This is a genomic window from Alphaproteobacteria bacterium (assembly GCA_040220875.1).
In the GTDB taxonomy this organism is placed as follows: Bacteria; Pseudomonadota; Alphaproteobacteria; order JAVJVX01; family JAVJVX01; genus JAVJVX01.
The window spans coordinates 221,510-237,727 of record JAVJVX010000006.1 but is presented as its reverse complement, the minus strand read 5'-3'; the positions used below and the strand labels follow the sequence as shown (position 1 = coordinate 237,727).

15 protein-coding genes and 1 riboswitch are annotated in these 16,218 nt (G+C 62.8%); of the genes, 6 read left to right on the top strand and 9 right to left on the bottom strand.

The features are described 5' to 3' along the window. Positions 1 to 113: 113 nt before the first annotated feature. The 5 genes from RLQ26_07160 to ectA all read right to left on the bottom strand — a co-directional run bounded on the left by RLQ26_07160 (position 114) and on the right by ectA (position 4,907). Positions 114 to 1,568 (bottom strand): aspartate kinase, encoded by a 1,455-nt coding sequence (locus RLQ26_07160; protein MEQ9088503.1) that lies wholly within the window; start codon positions 1,566 to 1,568, stop codon positions 114 to 116. A gap of 12 nt (positions 1,569 to 1,580) precedes the next feature. Then, positions 1,581 to 2,504, bottom strand: coding sequence for an ectoine hydroxylase (thpD, locus tag RLQ26_07155; protein MEQ9088502.1), 924 nt, complete (start codon positions 2,502 to 2,504; stop codon positions 1,581 to 1,583). A 2-nt stretch (positions 2,505 to 2,506) separates the two neighbouring features. Beyond that, positions 2,507 to 2,914, bottom strand: coding sequence for an ectoine synthase (locus tag RLQ26_07150; protein MEQ9088501.1), 408 nt, complete (start codon positions 2,912 to 2,914; stop codon positions 2,507 to 2,509). A 60-nt stretch (positions 2,915 to 2,974) separates the two neighbouring features. Continuing rightward, positions 2,975 to 4,291, bottom strand: a complete 1,317-nt coding sequence (ectB, locus tag RLQ26_07145; GenBank protein MEQ9088500.1) for a diaminobutyrate--2-oxoglutarate transaminase — start codon at positions 4,289 to 4,291, stop codon at positions 2,975 to 2,977. Positions 4,292 to 4,370: 79 nt separating this feature from the next. Further along, positions 4,371 to 4,907 carry a diaminobutyrate acetyltransferase gene (gene ectA / locus RLQ26_07140; protein ID MEQ9088499.1) on the bottom strand — a complete coding sequence of 179 codons (537 nt, stop codon included), beginning with the start codon at positions 4,905 to 4,907 and terminating at the stop codon, positions 4,371 to 4,373. A gap of 293 nt (positions 4,908 to 5,200) precedes the next feature. On the opposite strand from ectA, the gene RLQ26_07135 reads away from it, so the two are divergent. Further along, positions 5,201 to 5,692 (top strand): MarR family winged helix-turn-helix transcriptional regulator, encoded by a 492-nt coding sequence (locus RLQ26_07135; protein ID MEQ9088498.1) that lies wholly within the window; start codon positions 5,201 to 5,203, stop codon positions 5,690 to 5,692. Positions 5,693 to 5,726: 34 nt separating this feature from the next. Then, positions 5,727 to 7,025 carry a CoA transferase gene (locus RLQ26_07130; protein ID MEQ9088497.1) on the top strand — a complete coding sequence of 433 codons (1,299 nt, stop codon included), beginning with the start codon at positions 5,727 to 5,729 and terminating at the stop codon, positions 7,023 to 7,025. Here the strand turns inward: RLQ26_07130 and RLQ26_07125 are convergent. Further along, positions 7,022 to 8,350 (bottom strand): LLM class flavin-dependent oxidoreductase, encoded by a 1,329-nt coding sequence (locus RLQ26_07125; protein MEQ9088496.1) that lies wholly within the window; start codon positions 8,348 to 8,350, stop codon positions 7,022 to 7,024. The genes RLQ26_07130 and RLQ26_07125 overlap by 4 nt on opposite strands. 119 nt (positions 8,351 to 8,469) lie before the next feature. Then, the gene (locus RLQ26_07120) at positions 8,470 to 9,228 is read right to left on the bottom strand and encodes an SDR family oxidoreductase (protein MEQ9088495.1); all 759 of its coding nucleotides are present in this window, start codon (positions 9,226 to 9,228) and stop codon (positions 8,470 to 8,472) included. 206 nt (positions 9,229 to 9,434) lie between these two features. On the opposite strand from RLQ26_07120, the gene RLQ26_07115 reads away from it, so the two are divergent. Continuing rightward, positions 9,435 to 10,259, top strand: coding sequence for an alpha/beta hydrolase (locus RLQ26_07115; protein MEQ9088494.1), 825 nt, complete (start codon positions 9,435 to 9,437; stop codon positions 10,257 to 10,259). Next, positions 10,260 to 11,603, top strand: coding sequence for an LLM class flavin-dependent oxidoreductase (locus tag RLQ26_07110; GenBank protein ID MEQ9088493.1), 1,344 nt, complete (start codon positions 10,260 to 10,262; stop codon positions 11,601 to 11,603). A 27-nt stretch (positions 11,604 to 11,630) separates the two neighbouring features. Here the strand turns inward: RLQ26_07110 and wrbA are convergent, their stop codons facing one another. Next, entirely contained in the window at positions 11,631 to 12,254 is a 624-nt protein-coding gene (wrbA, locus tag RLQ26_07105) for an NAD(P)H:quinone oxidoreductase (protein MEQ9088492.1), read from the bottom strand. Positions 12,255 to 12,557: 303 nt separating this feature from the next. Between wrbA and RLQ26_07100 the strand changes: the two genes are divergently transcribed. Next, positions 12,558 to 12,974 carry a hypothetical protein gene (locus RLQ26_07100; GenBank protein MEQ9088491.1) on the top strand — a complete coding sequence of 139 codons (417 nt, stop codon included), beginning with the start codon at positions 12,558 to 12,560 and terminating at the stop codon, positions 12,972 to 12,974. Between the two features lie 40 nt (positions 12,975 to 13,014). Here the strand turns inward: RLQ26_07100 and RLQ26_07095 are convergent, their stop codons facing one another. Next, complete coding sequence (locus tag RLQ26_07095) at positions 13,015 to 13,758, bottom strand: SDR family NAD(P)-dependent oxidoreductase (GenBank protein MEQ9088490.1); 744 nt, start codon at positions 13,756 to 13,758, stop codon at positions 13,015 to 13,017. Between the two features lie 145 nt (positions 13,759 to 13,903). Next, positions 13,904 to 14,110: riboswitch (cobalamin riboswitch) on the top strand. A gap of 133 nt (positions 14,111 to 14,243) precedes the next feature. Between RLQ26_07095 and RLQ26_07090 the strand changes: the two genes are divergently transcribed. After that, positions 14,244 to 16,148 carry a TonB-dependent receptor gene (locus RLQ26_07090; protein ID MEQ9088489.1) on the top strand — a complete coding sequence of 635 codons (1,905 nt, stop codon included), beginning with the start codon at positions 14,244 to 14,246 and terminating at the stop codon, positions 16,146 to 16,148. Positions 16,149 to 16,218: the final 70 nt, after the last annotated feature.

Here is a 16,218-nt window from a genome sequence, read left to right as displayed (position 1 = left end):
GCTCGCATGCCGCGTCACGCACCGCTCAGTTGTGTCATCGGCTGTCCCCCAAACTCGCGTGCCGCCCGGCGGCACCAGGTGCCGTGGCCACCTGTCGGAAAAAGGCCTGCCGATCAGGCGGCGGCCGAGATCGACGCCGCCGCCGGCGTCCGAGTCTCGATCAGCGCCTCATGCAGCGCCTTGACCGCCTTGTCGTAATCATCTTCCGAAACAATGAACTGGATATCGACATTGCGCATCAACTGGTGCATGCCAAGAAGCTGTACGCCGGCGTCCGCCAGTGCCGAGACTGCCGTACGCGTCATCCCGTCGACCCGCATATCACTGCCGATGGCCGAGACGATCGCGATTTTGCGCATATTGATATCCGCCGAGGGATAACGTTCCTCGAGGCTGCTGACGACCCGCTTGACCGCCTTCAGCGACCCCGCCAGGTAATGCGTGATCGTGTTGGCATTCGAGGATTTCGTCACGATGCGAACGTTGTGCCGCTTCAGGACTTCCAGGATCGTCGAATCGTAGCCCTTCACCCCGACCATGTCCTGCTCGAAGAACTCAAGCGCGATGACCGAGCGCAGGCCGGTGATGATCTCCGGCTGGGGTTTGTCGGATACGTAATTGCCGGTAATCGCCGTTCCCGCGTCGTCGGGATCGAAGGTGTTCTTGACCAGAAGCGGAATTTCCGCCTGCCGAAGGCCCTTCGCGGCGCGGGGATGGACCGCCTCCATGCCCATGTTCGAGAGCTGGTCGGCGACATCGTAATTGGTCCGCCCGATCGTGCGCACGTTGTCGATTCCGACGATATTGGGATCGGCGCTGGACAGGTGGAATTCCTTATGGATCACCGCCTGTTCCGCGTTCAGATGCTGGGCGATCCATGAAAACGTCACCTCCGTGTAGCCGCGGTCGAAGCGCTTCACGAGACCGTCCTGGCAGTGAGCGTATCCGGTGACGATGGGAAGCTCTTTCTCGAAGTCGATGTTTTCAAGGCCCTTCTCGATCCGCTCGTCGAGTGTGGGATGGCATTCGTCCCGCCACCCGGTCAGGTCCACAAAGGTCGCATTGACACCCTTCTGGCGCAGCAAGAGCGTCGTGTTATGGGCGCTATGGGCCTCACCCAGGGCGGAAAGCATCTCGCGAATGGTCATCAAATGCTCGTCGAGCCTGAAATGCCCATAGGAGCAAAGGCGCTGGAGATCCAGAAGGCAGGACCGCGCGCCTTCAATCCGCTCGCGCACGAAGTGGTCCGCCGTCGTCCGGTCCGCATGATCGCCGAAGATGTCAGCGTTGATCATGCGCATCTCCTCACTGACACGGCTGAGGGCATCGCCCCAGGACCCGTCGGATTCCGAGCTCACGAAGAGCGCGTAGACGCCCGGCTCGCCGGTCTTTTTGTGTTCCAGCAGCAGGTTGGTGAGACCCGCATAGGCGGAGACGACGAAGGCGCGGTTGTAATAGCTGTCCTTTCCGTTCTTTCGGAGCAGCACGTTGTTCAGAACCGCGTCCGTGTCTCGCATGGACGTGCCACCGATCTTCTCGACGCTCACAGGTTTTCTGGGGGTATTCATCAAATCCACTCCTTAGGCCGCGGTCTTCTCAAGCCGCCTGTATGCCGGCTTGATCACGTTCACTGTTTCGCGCGTCGCAATAAATTCCGGCCGCGGACGGTCCGGGCCGAAGGGCGCTTCCAGTCGGTTCGACAGGGCGTTGAAACAGAAGAACGCATTTGATCGCGGTAGCGGTGTAATGTTCGAGTTGGAACCGTGCATCGTGTTGCAGTCGAACAGGACAACGGTCCCGGCTGGCCCCGTCGGCACGTCGATCCCGTTTTGGGCGAGCCGGGTCAGCGTCTCGTAATCGGGCACACCAAATTCCTGCTTTCTGAGAGACTCCTTGTAGTGGTCGTCCGGTGTTTCACCGATGCAGGTTGCGTATTGCCAGTGCGAGCCCGGCATGAACATGGTGGGGCCATTGGCCGGCACGTTCTCGGTTAAAAGCACCGAGGCCGAAAGCGCGCGCATGCGGGGCATGCCGTCCTCCACATGCCAGGTCTCGAAATCCGAATGCCAATAGAACTCCCGGCCCTCGAAGCCCGGCTTATAATTAAGGCGCGACTGGTGGATATACACCTCATCGTTCAGCAGAAACTGGGCGACCCGCACCAGGCGGGCATCGGCTGCCAGGCGCGAGAAAATCTCGCTCTGCCTGTGAATTCGGAACACCGATCGAACCGCCCTGTTATTTTCGCCCGGCTCCGCGATCGCGGTCTCCGCTTCCAGCATTTCCGGGCTGGTGCGTAATCGGAAGGCCTCACCTTGCAGGGTCTTGATTTCCGCAGGGGTGAAGATGTCCTTCAGCACCAGGTAGCCGTCGCGCTCGTAAGCGACGACCTGTTCGGCGCTCAGCGGCGCGTCCCGCGTCCAGTCGCTGTAGACGACCGGCTCCTGGCGGTCGATGAGGCGGGAGTAGACATCGACCCGGGAGGGATAAAGGTCTTCCGTCATTTTTACTTCGGTCCCTGCTGCTTGATCTCCATTTCCAGCGGGTACGCGCCAGTGGCGTCATGCACTTCCTTGCCTGTCACGGGCGGATTGAAAACGCAGGCCAGGGTCAGTTCCTTCCGTGCCCGCAGAACATGCCGATCGTTCTGGTCCAGCCCGTAGACCACGCCAGGCCGGATTTCATGGGACTCGCCCGTCGCCAGGTCCTCGATGCTGCCCTCGCCGGAGATGCAATAGACCGATTCCAGATGGTTCTTGTAATGCATCTTCAGTTCCGCACCTTCGTAGATTGTCGTGATGTGGAACGAAAATCCCATGCCGTCGTCTTTCAGCAAGAGCCGCACGCTATGCCATCCGTCTGAATCGACTCTGCGTTCGGTTTTCTTCGCCTCGTTGTAGTCGCGAACAATCATCACTCACCTTCAGGGGATTTTTTCTGGTTCTTCTTTTTCTTCTCGTTCGTCTGTTCGCCCTTACGCGGCCGATTTCGCGGATTTAAGCTCTTCAGCGACAACTTTCTTGATAGCGCTGGCGAGAATATCGAGCCCCTTGCGGAACTGGGCCTCGTCGATTGTCAGGGGCGCGAGGCACTTCACCACCTCGTCGTCGGCGCCGCTGGTTTCGATGATGAGTCCATTGGCGAAACACTCCGAGATGATTTTCCCGGCAAGCTCGCCCGACTTCATCTCCAGCCCGCGCATCATGCCCCGGCCCCGGAGCCCGATGATGTGGCGCGGAAATTCCTTCGCCATATCCTTGAAACGGGCGTCGAGGATCTCCGACTTGTGCCGGATTTCCGCCTCGAAGGCATCGTCGCGCCAGAAATGCTCGATGGCGGCCTTTGCCGTGACAAAGGCATGGCAGTTGCCGCGGAACGTGCCGTTATGCTCGCCCGGCTTCCAGATATCGAGGTCCCGGCGGATCAGGGTAAGTGCCATGGGCAGCCCGTAGCCTGAAACGGATTTCGCCAGGGTGACGATGTCGGGACGGAGACCCGCAGGCTCAAAGCTGAAAAACGTCCCCGTCCGGCCGATGCCGGCCTGGATATCGTCGACGATGAAAAGCGCGCCGTGCTTGCGGGCCAGCTTTTCGATTTTTTTCAGCCAATCGAAGGAGGCAGCGTTCAACCCGCCCTCGCCCTGAACCGTCTCGACGACGATAGCGGCGGGAGCGTCGATCCCGCTCGACGGGTCGTCCAGCATCTGGTCGATCTGCGAGACTGTGTCCACTTCTTCGCCGTAATAATCGGCGAAGGGCATGCGCGACACGCCCGTCAGTGGGACGCCTGCGCCGCCGCGATGATGCTCGTTGCCGGTCAGCGCCAGCGCGCCCAGGGTGCAGCCGTGAAAGCCGTTCGTGAAGGCGATGATGTTCGTCCGGTCGGTTACCTTGCGCGCCAGCTTGATGGCCGCCTCGACCGCGTTTGCGCCCGTCGGCCCCGGGAACTGGACAACATAGTCAAGGTTTCTCGGCTTCAGAATGGTCCGCTCGAATTCCTCGAGGAACTCTTCCTTGGCATCGGTTTCCATATCCAGACCATGGGTCACCCCGTCGCGCTCGATATACTCAAGGAGCGCCTTCTTGATTTCGGACGGGTTGTGGCCGTAGTTCAGCGAGGAGCAGCCCGCGAGGAAATCGATGTATTCCCGGCCCTTGTCGTCGACCAGAGTAGCACCCTGCGCCCGCACGAATTTCGCCGGAAAATTCAGCGCATAGCTGCGCACATCCGATTCACGTCGTTCAAAAACGCTCGGCTTGTCTTCCTTTTTGGTCACAGTATTCAGTGTCATCTGGGGCCCCTTGCTCTCGGCAGTAGTTGGTTGCGATTTCGCTGTTTCAAAAATCGTTCGCTCGGACTCTTGTCTCCTATCAGGGCCGCGAGGCTCCGAACGGTCCGATTGTCACGAGGTGCTCCGACGGGTGCCGGCCACCGAAATGCCTTTCCTGTTCAAACCATTCCTCACTCGCCATTGGCGCATCGAGGGCCTGCGCGAGTGAACGGAACATGGCCCAGGACGCCGCATTGTCCGGCGTGACGGTGGTCTTGATCCAGTTGACGTCGGCCAGGCTGTCACGGTGCAGCAATGCCTGGATCAGGCGGCGGGCCAGTGCCTCGCCGCGAGCGTCCGAATGGACCGCTACCTGCCAGACGAAAAGCGTGTCCGGCTCTTCCGGCGGCCGGTAGCCGGATATCCAGCCCACGGCCCGGCCGTCGCGCTCGCCCACGATGCAGGTGTCGCGGAAATGACTGCATTGGAGGAGGTAGCAATAGAGCGTGTTCTGATCGAGCGGGGGGCAGGCCCCGACCAGACTCCAGATTTCCTCGCCATCCTCGGCCGTTGGCCGACGGAACGAGATCTCGGCCGCTTCAGGCCGCTCTTCCACTCTGGTCGTCTGTTCTCTCATGGGTTCCGGACCCGCTCCCAACGGGCGAGGTTTATTTAGCTTTACGAAACAAAAAGTCAAGGTATATCTAGTGGGTCTGTGGATATCTTCAAGGGGGCCGAACGGAAATAGGAGAATTAAATCATTGAAAAATAATAATAAAAAAGTGATCTCCCGGAAAAATCGCGGTAAGGGCGTGTAAACGCGTCGCTTTTCAAGGGTTTATAATATTTTGAGGTGTCAAATTAAATTTCAGTTCCGGGTCGGGTCTTGCCGCTCGTTTTCGCCGGCAAAAGAGAATAGATAGCGGGGTTATGGAGAACCGATCGGAAACCGCCCTTGTTGCGCTCCGCCGCATTCTGCGGGCGACGGAAATCAACGCCCGTAAGCTAGCCCGCGAAGCGGGGCTTACTCCGTCGCAGCTCGTCATCCTGCAGCTCCTCGACCGCATGGGCGAAGCGACGCCGGGCGCCGTGGCGCGCGAGGCCTCGATTACCCAGGCAACGGTGACAGCGCTGATGGACAAGCTCGAGAGCCAGGGCTTCATCCTTCGCCGCAAGGACGATACCGATCGCCGCCGCGTGCTTGTTGCCGTCACGGAAAAAGGCCGCGTGGCGCTCGCCGGAGCGCCGAACGTGCTGCAGGAGCGGTTTCAGGCCCGGTTCGCCGCGCTGGCGCCGTGGGAGCAATCGATGATTATCTCCGCCTTCGAGCGCGTCGCCGCCCTTCTGGATGTGGAAAACATCGAGGTGCCGCCGATCCTTGACGTGGGCACGCTGGACGAGCCGGTGAAAGACGGGCAATAAGCATCCCCAACCAGATCTTGCCGGACCTCACGCCGTGACCGATCCCAGCTCCGCTTCCGCCAGCGAACCGGCCCTAACCCGCGGCCCGCTCGCCGGTGTGACGGTTCTGGATCTGACGCGTGTTCTGGCCGGACCCTACTGCACCATGGTGCTGGCCGATCTGGGGGCGCGCGTCATCAAGGTGGAGCGCCCCGGCGATGGCGACGATTCGCGTGGGTACGGGCCTTTTCTCGCGGGCGAATCGGCCTATTTCGGCTCTCTCAACCGTGGCAAGGAAAGCATCGCCCTGGATCTCAAGGACGAGGCCGACCGCGCCCTCTTCGAGCGCCTCCTGGCCGAGGCCGACGTGCTGGTGGAAAATTACCGGCCCGGCACCATGGAGCGCCTCGGCTACGGGGCCGCAAAGCTGCGCCAGCGTTTCCCCCGCCTCGTCTACGCGGCAGTATCCGGTTTTGGCCAGACGGGCCCGTATGCCGCGCGTCCCGCCTACGACATGATCGTACAGGCGATGGGCGGAATTATGAGTGTCACGGGCCAGGCCGGTGAGACGCCGGTCCGCGTGGGGACTTCGGTCGGCGATATCACGGCCGGGCTTTTCACGGCCATCGGGATCGTCTCGGCCCTTTTTGACCGTGCGCGGACGGGGCGGGGCGAGACGGTCGATGTCGCCATGCTGGACTGTCAGGTCGCTATTCTCGAAAACGCCATCGCGCGGTTCGCCGCGACCGGCCAGGTCCCGGGCCCGCTCGGCGCCCGCCACCCCTCCATCACGCCATTCGAGATGTTCCGCGCGGCCGACGATTTTCTGGTCGTGGCCGCCGGCAACGACCAGATGTTCCAAACCTTGTGCGATCTTCTGGGCCGGCGCGATCTCGCCGGGGATCCGCGCTTTGCCAGCAATGACGCGCGCACGGATCATCAGCAGGACCTCAAGCGGGAGATCGAAAAGGTGCTGGCGACGCGGCCTGCGGCCGAATGGATCGAGGCCTGCGTCGCACGCGGCATTCCAGCGGCCCGGATCAATACCGTCGACAAGGTTCTTGCCGACCCGCACGTGAATGCCCGCGACATGGTCGCGACGGCCTACCTCGCCAACGGAGAGGCGCTGACTGTGGCCGGTAATCCGATCAAACTGGGGGGACGGATGGGCGGAACCCGGCGGGCCGGCGTGCCGGTCCTGGACGGCGACCGTTCGCGCATCCTGGCGGGCCTCGGCCGGGCCGGCCGGCGCTCGCGCTGGCGTCGCCTGTGCGGCCAGGTGGGTGGCAAGTTGGGCGGCAAGTTGGGCGGCTGGCTGGCGGGATACGGTCGCGGGCGGGCCGGACGCCCCTAGGCGAAGAAGCGGTTGGCAGGCCGGGGCAGGCCCAGATTTTCCCGCAGCGTCTTGCCGCGATATGTGGTGCGGAAAATGCCGCGGTGCTGCAGCTCCGGCACCACCCGATCGACGAAATCATCAAGCCCGCCCGGCAGGTCGGGGAACATGACGTTGAACCCGTCCGATCCGCGCGTTTCCAGCCATTCCTCCATCTGGTCAGCGATCATCCTGGGCGTGCCGAGCATTTCGGGCGCCGTATAGCTGCCGCCGACATACTGGGCGAGTTGGCGCACTGTGAGATTTTCCCGTGCCGCCTTGTCGACCAGCTTGGCGCGTGCGCTCTGACTGGCATTGCTTTCCGGAATCTCGGGCAGTGGCGAATCCAGCTCAAACGCGGTCGCATCGTGACCCAACAGCACCGACAAGGTCGCGAGGCCGCTATCCATATGCACGAGCCCGTCCAGTCGTGCCTTCTTTTCCCGTGCCTCATCCAGGCTGTCGCCAATCACGACGAACATGCCCGGCAGCATCTTGAGATGGTCGGGATTGCGCCCGGCTTTTTCGGCGCGCCCCTTCACATCCGCATAATAAGCCTGTGCCGCGGCCAGGTCGGCCGGGCTGGAGAACACCACCTCGGCCGTTTCGGCTGCGAGCTGGCGGCCCGCGTCCGAAGCGCCGGCTTGGACGATGACGGGCCAGCCCTGAACCGGCCGCGCGACGTTGAGCGGCCCGCGCACCGAGAGATACTTGCCCTTGTGATTCAGGACATGCAGGCGCTCGGGATCGAAATACGTGCCGCTTTCGACATCGCGGATAAAGGCATCATCCGCCCAACTGTCCCAGAGCCCCGTCACCACGTCGTAGAATTCGCGGCCTCGCTCGTACCGCAGGTCGTGCTCCAGATGCTCGTCGAGGCCGAAATTCATCGCCTCGTGCGGGTTGGCCGAAGTCACGACGTTCCAGCCCGCCCGGCCGGCGCTGATATGGTCGAGGGACGCAAACTTGCGCGCGACGTGATAGGGGTCGTTATAGGTGGTGGAGGCGGTGGCGATAAGGCCGAGATGCTCTGTCACGGCGGCAAGCGCGGGGAGCAGCGTCAGCGGATCGAAAGAGGTGACCGTGGCGCTGCGTTTGAGGGCGCTCATCGGCATGTTGAGCACGGCCAGATGGTCGGCCATGAAGAAGGCGTCGAAACATCCTTCCTCGAGCCTTTGGGCAAAACGCTTGATGTGCGCGAAATTGAAATTGGCGTCGGGATAGGCGCCGGGGTAACGCCAGGCGGCCGTGTGGATGCTGATGGGGCGCATGAAGGCGCCCATGTGCAACTGGCGTTTCTCGGGCATGCGGGCCTGTCTTCCTGTCTGGCTGTCCGGTCCGGCTGGGACCGCGCGGGCGGAAATCATAGGCGGCCGGGGCCGGGCCTCAAGGATTCATTTGCCCGACATGTCCGGGGGATTTGCGGTCAGCCACCTTCAACGGGCGGCGTCGGCAGGACCAGCATCTCATGCACATCGACGCTCCTGGGCTGCGACAGGGCATAAAGGGCCGCCCGCGCGATGTCGTCGGCCGCCAGCGCATCCGGTTTCGCTTCATCGAAAAAGGGTGTGTCCACCATGCCGGGCTCGAGTAGCGTGACCCGCACGCCCGAGCCCCGCAACTCCTCGCGCAGCGCATAGCCGATGGCCGAGACAGCCCATTTCGAGGCCCCGTACATGGATCCCGCAATGATCCGCCGGCCCGCGACCGAGCCTGTCAGCAGGACATGGCCGCGGCTGTTGCGGATGGCCTCGAGACTGGCGCGCAGCGTATAGGCGACGCCCAGGATGTTGACGTTCACGATCCGCTGCCATGCCTCGATCGGCGCGCCCGAGAACCCGCCCGGCTTGCCCCCGACCCCGGCGTTCGCCATGACGGCGTCGAGCCGTCCGAAATGCGCGAGGGTCTCTCGCACCATATTTTCCTGACTTTCGTATTCGGTCACATCGGTCGGAATCGCGAACGCCCCGTCGCGGCCGATGTCGTCAGCGAGCTTGGCGAGCTTGTCGGATGAACGCGCGGCCAGCGCGACCCGATAGCCGGCCTCGGCCGCGCGCCGGGCAGTGGCCGCGCCGATCCCGCTGGAGGCGCCGGTAATCAGCAGAACGCGGCCATCGGTGTCATTGTCATCGATCCGGGTTTGGGGCCGGGATTGGGACTGGGACTGGGACTGGGGCTGGGGCATGGGGCTGTTCCTTTCCACCGGCCGGGAGGCCGAGAGTATCGGGTTGACGGCGGGCCGGTTCCTTGGCTGAGCATCAAACCCTAAGCGATGGGGCCGGGCGTGCAAGTCGCCGGTTCCGGCCGCCCGGATCGGGCGCGCGGACCGAAGCACTGGCGAAGCCCGGCCGAGCGTGCAAGAAATACCGAAGCAGTACCAGGGAGCACCATATGAGCGACGACGCACTGACCGAGCTCGAGCCGGCACCCAAGCCCGCCAAATATTACACACCGCCACTTTCCCTGTCCGTCATGGGCCTGCCCACCGCTTACCGGCGCAAGGGTTCGGGCGAGGCGGTATTGTTCCTGCACGGTGCCGGGATGACGCGCATGTGGCTCCCCTATTACGAGGCCATGGCGGCAAAATTCGATTTCATCGCGCCAGAGCATCCGGGTTTCGGTGAAACACCGCGCCCAGACTGGCTGTCAGGCATGGGCGATGTGGTGATTCACTATCATGAATTTATGGCCCGGCTCGATCTCGATCGCGTGCACCTTATCGGCTTCTCGCTTGGCGGCTGGATCGCGGCCGAGCTGGCGACGACATATCCCGAGCGTTTCAAGTCGCTCACCCTGATGGCGCCGATCGGCCTGCGTGTCGATTGGGCGCCGCTCGAGGATATCTTTCAGGTGGGCCCCGTGCGGCTTTGGGACAAGCTGTTCATGAACAAGTCCCTGATCGGTGATTTCGCGGGCGACCCTGGCGATCTCGACGAGATCGTGCATGGCTATGGCGAGGGCGGCACGTTTGCACGGCTTGCCTGGTCGCCACGCTACAACCTGCAACTGAACCGCAGGCTCGGCCGGGTGACATGTCCGGCGCTCGTCGTCCTGCCCGAACGTGACGATCTGGTGCCCGAGAGCATCGGGCTCCTCTATGCCGATCTTCTGCCCAACGCCAGAACGGCCCGGATCAAGGAGGCAGGTCACGCATTGATCGCCGAACAGCCCGAGACCATCGCCGGGGCGGTCGCGGCGCATATCGAGGGGGCGTAAATGAACAGGCTCGAGTTCTATTCCTTCACACTATGGAACTACCCCTACCTGCCGCCCGAGGACGAGCTCGAGTCGATCTGGGTCAACCTGCCCAACTCGATCTATGATCCGCAGGTGGGTCACCGGCGGCTGAGAGACTATATCGACGTCTTCGCCCAGTCGGAGGAATTCGGTTTTGACGGGATCGTCGTCAACGAGCATCACGCGACGCCGGGCGCCACAACGCCGTCCCCCAACCTGAACGCCGCGTTCCTTATCGCCAAGACCGAGCGCATTCCGATCGCCGTCATTGGCAACATGCTGCCGGCCCATCTGTCGCCCGTGCGCGTGGCCGAGGAGATCGCCTATCTGGACGTGGTCTCGGGCGGTCGGGTCATCTGCGGCCTCGTCCGGGGCACCGGTATGGAATATTACGTCCACCCGGTGGACCCGTCCCGGGCGCGCGATATTTTCTGGGAGGCGCACGACCTGATCCTGAAGGCCTGGCGCGAGCCGGGGCCGTTCGCCTGGAATGGCGAGCATTTTCACATTCCCACGGTCAATCCCTGGCCACGGCCGCTCCAGCAGCCTCACCCCGAGATCTGGATTCCGGGCGTGGGCTCGCTCGACACGATCGAGATCGTGGCCAGGCACCGCCACCGTTACATGACGGTGTTCGCACCCAAGTTCTTCGTCCAAAAACAATACGAGTTGTTTCGCCATCTGGCGGAGGAAAAATACGGTTATACGCCGGCGCCCAACCAGCTATTGGCCACGGTGCCAACCTATGTCGCGGAAACCGATGAGCAAGCTCACCGGGAAGCCAAGGCGCATATGCTGTGGCTCTTCCACATGCATCTGCGCGTGCCGCCGCACATATTTTTTCCGCCCGGGTTCATGGAGAAGCGCTCGTTCCGAAACATGGTCGAGGCCAAGATGAAATACGGCCTCAAGGATTTCACCGACCTGACTTACGAGGATCTGCTCGAGCAAGGTTATATCATCGTGGGCTCGCCCCAGACGGTGGTCGACAAGCTGGCCGATTATGCCGAGAACGTCGGGGCGGGCGGCTTCATCGGCATGGGCTCGCCCTTTGGCGCCATGCCGAAATGGATGACCCTCAAATGCATGCAAATTCTCTCGGAGGAGGTGTTTCCCCATTTCCGCGAGAATGGAAAGCCGGTTTGGCAGAATGCGCCGCGACCGGCGCCGCATACGGTCTCGGAATTCGCGGCCCGTGAGAACAGTCCCGCCTACCAGCCTTCCATTCGCATGGAAGCGGGGGCGGCGCCCATCGATCCCCGTCTCGCCCACGTGCCGGAAATCGCCGCCGCCAGGGCAAAGAAGCCGAAACCGGCGAAATAGGGGACGGGGCGCGCCGCTTCCCGCCGGCTAGGCGTCCTGTCCCGCGGCCTCGCCGCCGGCAAGCCGGGCCGCGATACCCGCCACGTGCCTGCCCTGGAAGCGGGCGATCACCAGCTCGTTGTCGCTCGGCCACCTGCTGCCGTCGGCCGCCGCGAGCGTCGAGGCGCCATAGGGCGTGCCGCCGGAAATCTCGTCCATGTTGTTGAGCGCCTCGCAGGCATACGGCACGCCGACCACGATCATGCCCTGATGGAGAAGAGTCGTGTGAAACGAGGTGAGGGTGGTTTCCTGGCCGCCATGCTGGGTGGCGGTCGAGGTGAACACACTGCCGACCTTGCCGACGAGCGACCCCTTCGCCCAAAGCCCCCCGGTCCGGTCGAGAAACGTGCGCATCTGTCCCGTCATGTTGCCGAAACGTGTGGGTGTGCCGAAGATGATCGCATCGTAATCCGCAAGGTCGTCGGGCGCGGCAACGGGCGCGTCCTGATCCACCTTCATGCCGGCTGCGCGCATGTCCGAATCGGCCATGGTCTCGGGCACGCGTTTGACATCCACGCCCGCGCCGGTGGAGGCGGCCCCCTCGGCAACGGCCCTGGCCATGATCTCCACATGGCCATAGCTTGAGTGATAGAGCACCAGTATCTTCGTCATGTCCTCTTCCCTGGTTCGCGTGATGGGGCAGGTTCGGGCGGCCGGCGTGTTCGCGGACGGGCGGCGTGTCCCGGGGGGATCGGGGCGGCGAGCCGGACCCCGTCCCTATCACAATCGCCGTGCGCCGGCCACCGCCCGCCAGGGGGTGATTCCACTTTCGAAATAGCCGTCCGGTATCTCATTTGGGTGAAAAAGAGCATTCCATGGGTGGATTCGTTCTCGCGAACCGGCGCAGAATGCCCGCTCGAACAGCAGGCCTGACCGGCCAACGAAAACAATCCGCCCAGACAGAGAGGACTCGAGATGTATTGTGTCAGCGTCATGTATCCCAACGAAACGGGATCGACCTTCAAGTTGCAGCATTATCTGGATGTGCATATGCCGATGGGTGTCGGGCTCCTGCACAAGCATTTCGGGATCAAGCCCGCCCGGATCGAGGTTTTCCACGACACTTACGGGCCCGACCGCACCAATGCCTCAGCCGCCTATCATTGCTTCGGCAACGTCTATTTCGAGAAGAAAGAGGATGTGGATCGCTTCATTGAGCTCTTTGAGATGAAAGAGCCCACGGCGCTCCTGAAGGCGGACTGGCCGAAATACACACCGAAAGATCCGATCGCGGTCGTCGCCAAGGTGACCGTCCTCGATCCCGACGATGTCGTTTCGCGCGGCCCCAAGGTCATCGAGACCGCGGAGGCCGAACTGCGCGCGGCGGAATAACCCCGGGCAAGAGGCTGGGCGGCCCTGGCCAGCTCCGGGGTCAGCCGGCCGACATGCCGCCATCGACGGAATAGGCCGCGCCGGTCACGAACGTCGCCTCGTCCGAAAGCAGCCAAAGCACGAGCCGGGCCACCTCGTCGGCCCGGCCGACACGGCGCACGGGGATGGCCGCGTCATAGGCGTGGTCGTCCCCGCCCGTGATGCGGTCATAAGAGGGCGTCTTGATGGCACCGGGAGAGACGGCGTTAACACGAATGTTCTTTTCGGCGGTGTCGAGGGCCACCGCGCGGGTGAGGCCGATGACACCGTGCTTGGCCGCGACGTAATGGGCAAGCCCGGGCATGGCCTTCAGCCCGAAGATCGAACTGTTGTTGACGATGGCGCCGCCGCCCCCCTGGATCATGGCGGCCACCTGGTATTTCAGACAGTAATAGGTGCCCTTCAGATTGGTATCCAGGACCCAGTCGGCCTCCTCGATCTCCGTTTCCTCGATCGACTTGAAGTCGAAGTGACCGCCCGCGTTGTTGAAGGCAAGATCGAGCCCGCCGAACCGGTCGATCGTTTTCTCCACCGCCCTGGCGCAGTCTGACGCGCGCCGCATATCAGCCGGGACGAACGCGGCCTCGAAACCTCTCGCGCTCAGCGCCTCGGCCATCTCCGCCCCCTTGTCGGACCGCCCCGTGACGACGACGCGCGCGCCCTGCTCGGCCAGTCGGGTCGCGACCGCCGCCCCGATCCCGCTGCCGCCACCGGTGACAAGCGCCACCTTGTTTTTAAATGACATTGTAAAAACCACTCGTTTTGTTGAACCCGAAGATCGCCGAAAGGCGCCGCCCGCGGCCCAGTCTAGGCCAGGCGGCGCGGCGTCGACAGGGGGCGTGACCTCGAGGGCTCCGGAAAATCCGCTTGCCCTCTCTGGCCATTCGGCAGTATTCGGGAAGGCAGATGGTCCCTTCGGGGATAATAGGGAATCCGGTGCCGGCCACGTGCCCCAATCCGGAACTGTGCCCGCAACTGTAAGCGGCGAGCGCCCTTCCATTCGCCACTGAGGCTGTCCGATCGGGACGCCTTGGGAAGGCTGGAAGCCGCGCCTGGACCCGCGAGTCAGGAGACCTGCCATCCCGTCGTCCATTCTCCTGGTCGGGATCAACCAAGGGGAGCGGCTCTTCGCAGAGGCGACAACTGGAGCAAACCCGGGTGTCGCCTTTTCCATGATCAAGCCGGTGCGGGCTTTGGAGCGGCGATACCCCTGAAAAATGGGGGAGTCAGATGTCGTTCGACCCAATTTCCGGATCCGTGCGTTTCGGCCACGGAGTCACCTGCCTTGCGTTCGCATTTTTTTCGACCCTGCCCGCGGTTCGGGCCGACGAACCCGCGACCCTCGCGCGGCTCACGTCCGATCCTTCCGTCATGGACGATGTCGTGGTGACCGCGACCCGTACGCCGCGATCCCGAAGCGATGTCGGCAGCACGATCTCCGTCATCACGGCCGAGGAGATCGAGGCAAGGCAATACACCTTCGCCCTCGAGGCGCTGCGCAGCCTGCCGGGGGTCGTTGTCAATCAGAACAGTCCCTTCGGCGGTGTGGCCTCGGTCGCGCTGCGTGGGGCCAAGTCGGAACAGACTCTCGTCATGGTGGACGGGATCGAGGTCAACGATCCCAGTACGCCGGGCGGCTCGTTCAATTTCTCCAGCCTCGATGTCGCCGATATCGAGCGGATCGAGGTGCTGCGCGGACCGCAAAGCACGCTTTACGGCTCGGACGCCATCGGTGGCGTCATCAGCATCATCACCAAGTCCGGCGAAGCGGGCTTCAATGCGTCCGGCTTCCTCGAAGCGGGCTCATTCGAGACGGTCCGGGGCGCCGGCACGGTCTCGGGTCGCCAGGACCGGGTCGATTACCGGCTCACCGCCAGCGGGCTCATTTCGAGCGGAATTTCGGCCGCCGATGAGGATCGCGGCAACAGCGAGCGCGACGGGCACGACAACAGTACGTTGTCGGGAAAGGTGGGCTTTCAGGCGACCGAGAATTTCAAACTCGATCTTGTTGGCCGCTACATAGATTCGCGAAATCGGTTCGACAGTTTCGACTTCGTAAGTGGCGTAACCGATGGCGATGAAATCTCCTTCGTGGACGAACTTTATCTCAAGAGCCTCGGCGAGCTTTCGCTTTTCGATGGTGCCCTGCGCAACGAGATCGCCGTTGAGTGGACTGACGTGGAGCGGCGCAACGTTCAGAATGGGGCGACCACGTTCCGCGCTGATGGCGAGCGGCTCAATTTCGAATATCAGGGCGATATTATCCTAACCGACTGGGCCATTGCGACGATCGGGACCGAGGTGGAAGAAATCCGTATCAAGACGGCCACGGAAGACGCCGGCAACCGGATCATCAGCGGCTTCGGACTGTTGCAGGTGGAGCCGTATGCCGATCTGTCCCTGTCGCTCGGTGTCCGGCGGGACGAGCACGATACGTTCGGCGGGGTGACGACCTTTCGCTTTACGGGCGCCTATGCGCTGCCCTGGACCGGAACCATCCTTCGCGGCAGTTGGGGCGAAGGCTTCAAGGCGCCGACACCCTTCCAGCTTTCCTTTATTGGCCTCGTATCCATGACCGCCAACACCGATCTCAAGCCCGAGGAATCAAGAGGGTTCGACATTGGCCTCGAACAGGATTTTCTTGCTGGCAAGCTCAATACGCGGCTGACGTATTTCGCCAACACAATCGACGACCAGATCGATTTCTCTTTCGTGACTTTGGGTTTTGAAAATCTTTCGAAGGTCGAGACCGAGGGCGTCGAGGCGGAAATCCAGGCAAGCCCGCTCGACTGGCTCGACCTCGCTTTGAGCTACTTCTATCTCGAGGCCGAAGACGCGGGCGCCGATACCCGGCTGATCCGCCGGCCCAAACATTCGGGCAGCCTCGATGTGACGAGCCGGCCGATGACGCGCCTGACCCTGGGCGGCAGCTTGGTGCTGAACGGGGCCGAAGCCGACAGCCGGGGGCGGCTGGGCGGCTACGGCCGGGTCGATCTGCGGGCCGCCTACCAGCTCAGTGACCGGCTGACGGTGACCGGGCGGATCGAAAATCTGCTGGACAAGGATTACCAGGACACGTTCGGCTTCGGCACGCCCGGGATCTCGGCCTATGCCGGGCTCCGGGCGCGGCTCTAGCCGGCCATCGGGCAGACCGTCAGGGACAGGGACGCATGAGTCGATCGGGACCAGGCAGAGGCGGGGGATG

Excerpts from the sequence above, each read along its gene's own strand:
- RLQ26_07160 (MEQ9088503.1), bottom strand. The coding sequence starts at position 1,568 with ATGAATACCCCCAGAAAACCTGTGAGCGTCGAGAAGATCGGTGGCACG.
- thpD (MEQ9088502.1), bottom strand. The coding sequence starts at position 2,504 with ATGACGGAAGACCTTTATCCCTCCCGGGTCGATGTCTACTCCCGCCTC.
- RLQ26_07150 (MEQ9088501.1), bottom strand. The coding sequence starts at position 2,914 with ATGATTGTTCGCGACTACAACGAGGCGAAGAAAACCGAACGCAGAGTC.
- ectB (MEQ9088500.1), bottom strand. The coding sequence starts at position 4,291 with ATGACACTGAATACTGTGACCAAAAAGGAAGACAAGCCGAGCGTTTTT.
- ectA (MEQ9088499.1), bottom strand. The coding sequence starts at position 4,907 with ATGAGAGAACAGACGACCAGAGTGGAAGAGCGGCCTGAAGCGGCCGAG.
- RLQ26_07135 (MEQ9088498.1), top strand. The coding sequence starts at position 5,201 with ATGGAGAACCGATCGGAAACCGCCCTTGTTGCGCTCCGCCGCATTCTG.
- RLQ26_07125 (MEQ9088496.1), bottom strand. The coding sequence starts at position 8,350 with ATGCCCGAGAAACGCCAGTTGCACATGGGCGCCTTCATGCGCCCCATC.
- RLQ26_07120 (MEQ9088495.1), bottom strand. The coding sequence starts at position 9,228 with ATGCCCCAGCCCCAGTCCCAGTCCCAGTCCCAATCCCGGCCCCAAACC.
- RLQ26_07115 (MEQ9088494.1), top strand. The coding sequence starts at position 9,435 with ATGAGCGACGACGCACTGACCGAGCTCGAGCCGGCACCCAAGCCCGCC.
- RLQ26_07110 (MEQ9088493.1), top strand. The coding sequence starts at position 10,260 with ATGAACAGGCTCGAGTTCTATTCCTTCACACTATGGAACTACCCCTAC.
- wrbA (MEQ9088492.1), bottom strand. The coding sequence starts at position 12,254 with ATGACGAAGATACTGGTGCTCTATCACTCAAGCTATGGCCATGTGGAG.
- RLQ26_07100 (MEQ9088491.1), top strand. The coding sequence starts at position 12,558 with ATGTATTGTGTCAGCGTCATGTATCCCAACGAAACGGGATCGACCTTC.
- RLQ26_07095 (MEQ9088490.1), bottom strand. The coding sequence starts at position 13,758 with ATGTCATTTAAAAACAAGGTGGCGCTTGTCACCGGTGGCGGCAGCGGG.
- RLQ26_07090 (MEQ9088489.1), top strand. The coding sequence starts at position 14,244 with ATGTCGTTCGACCCAATTTCCGGATCCGTGCGTTTCGGCCACGGAGTC.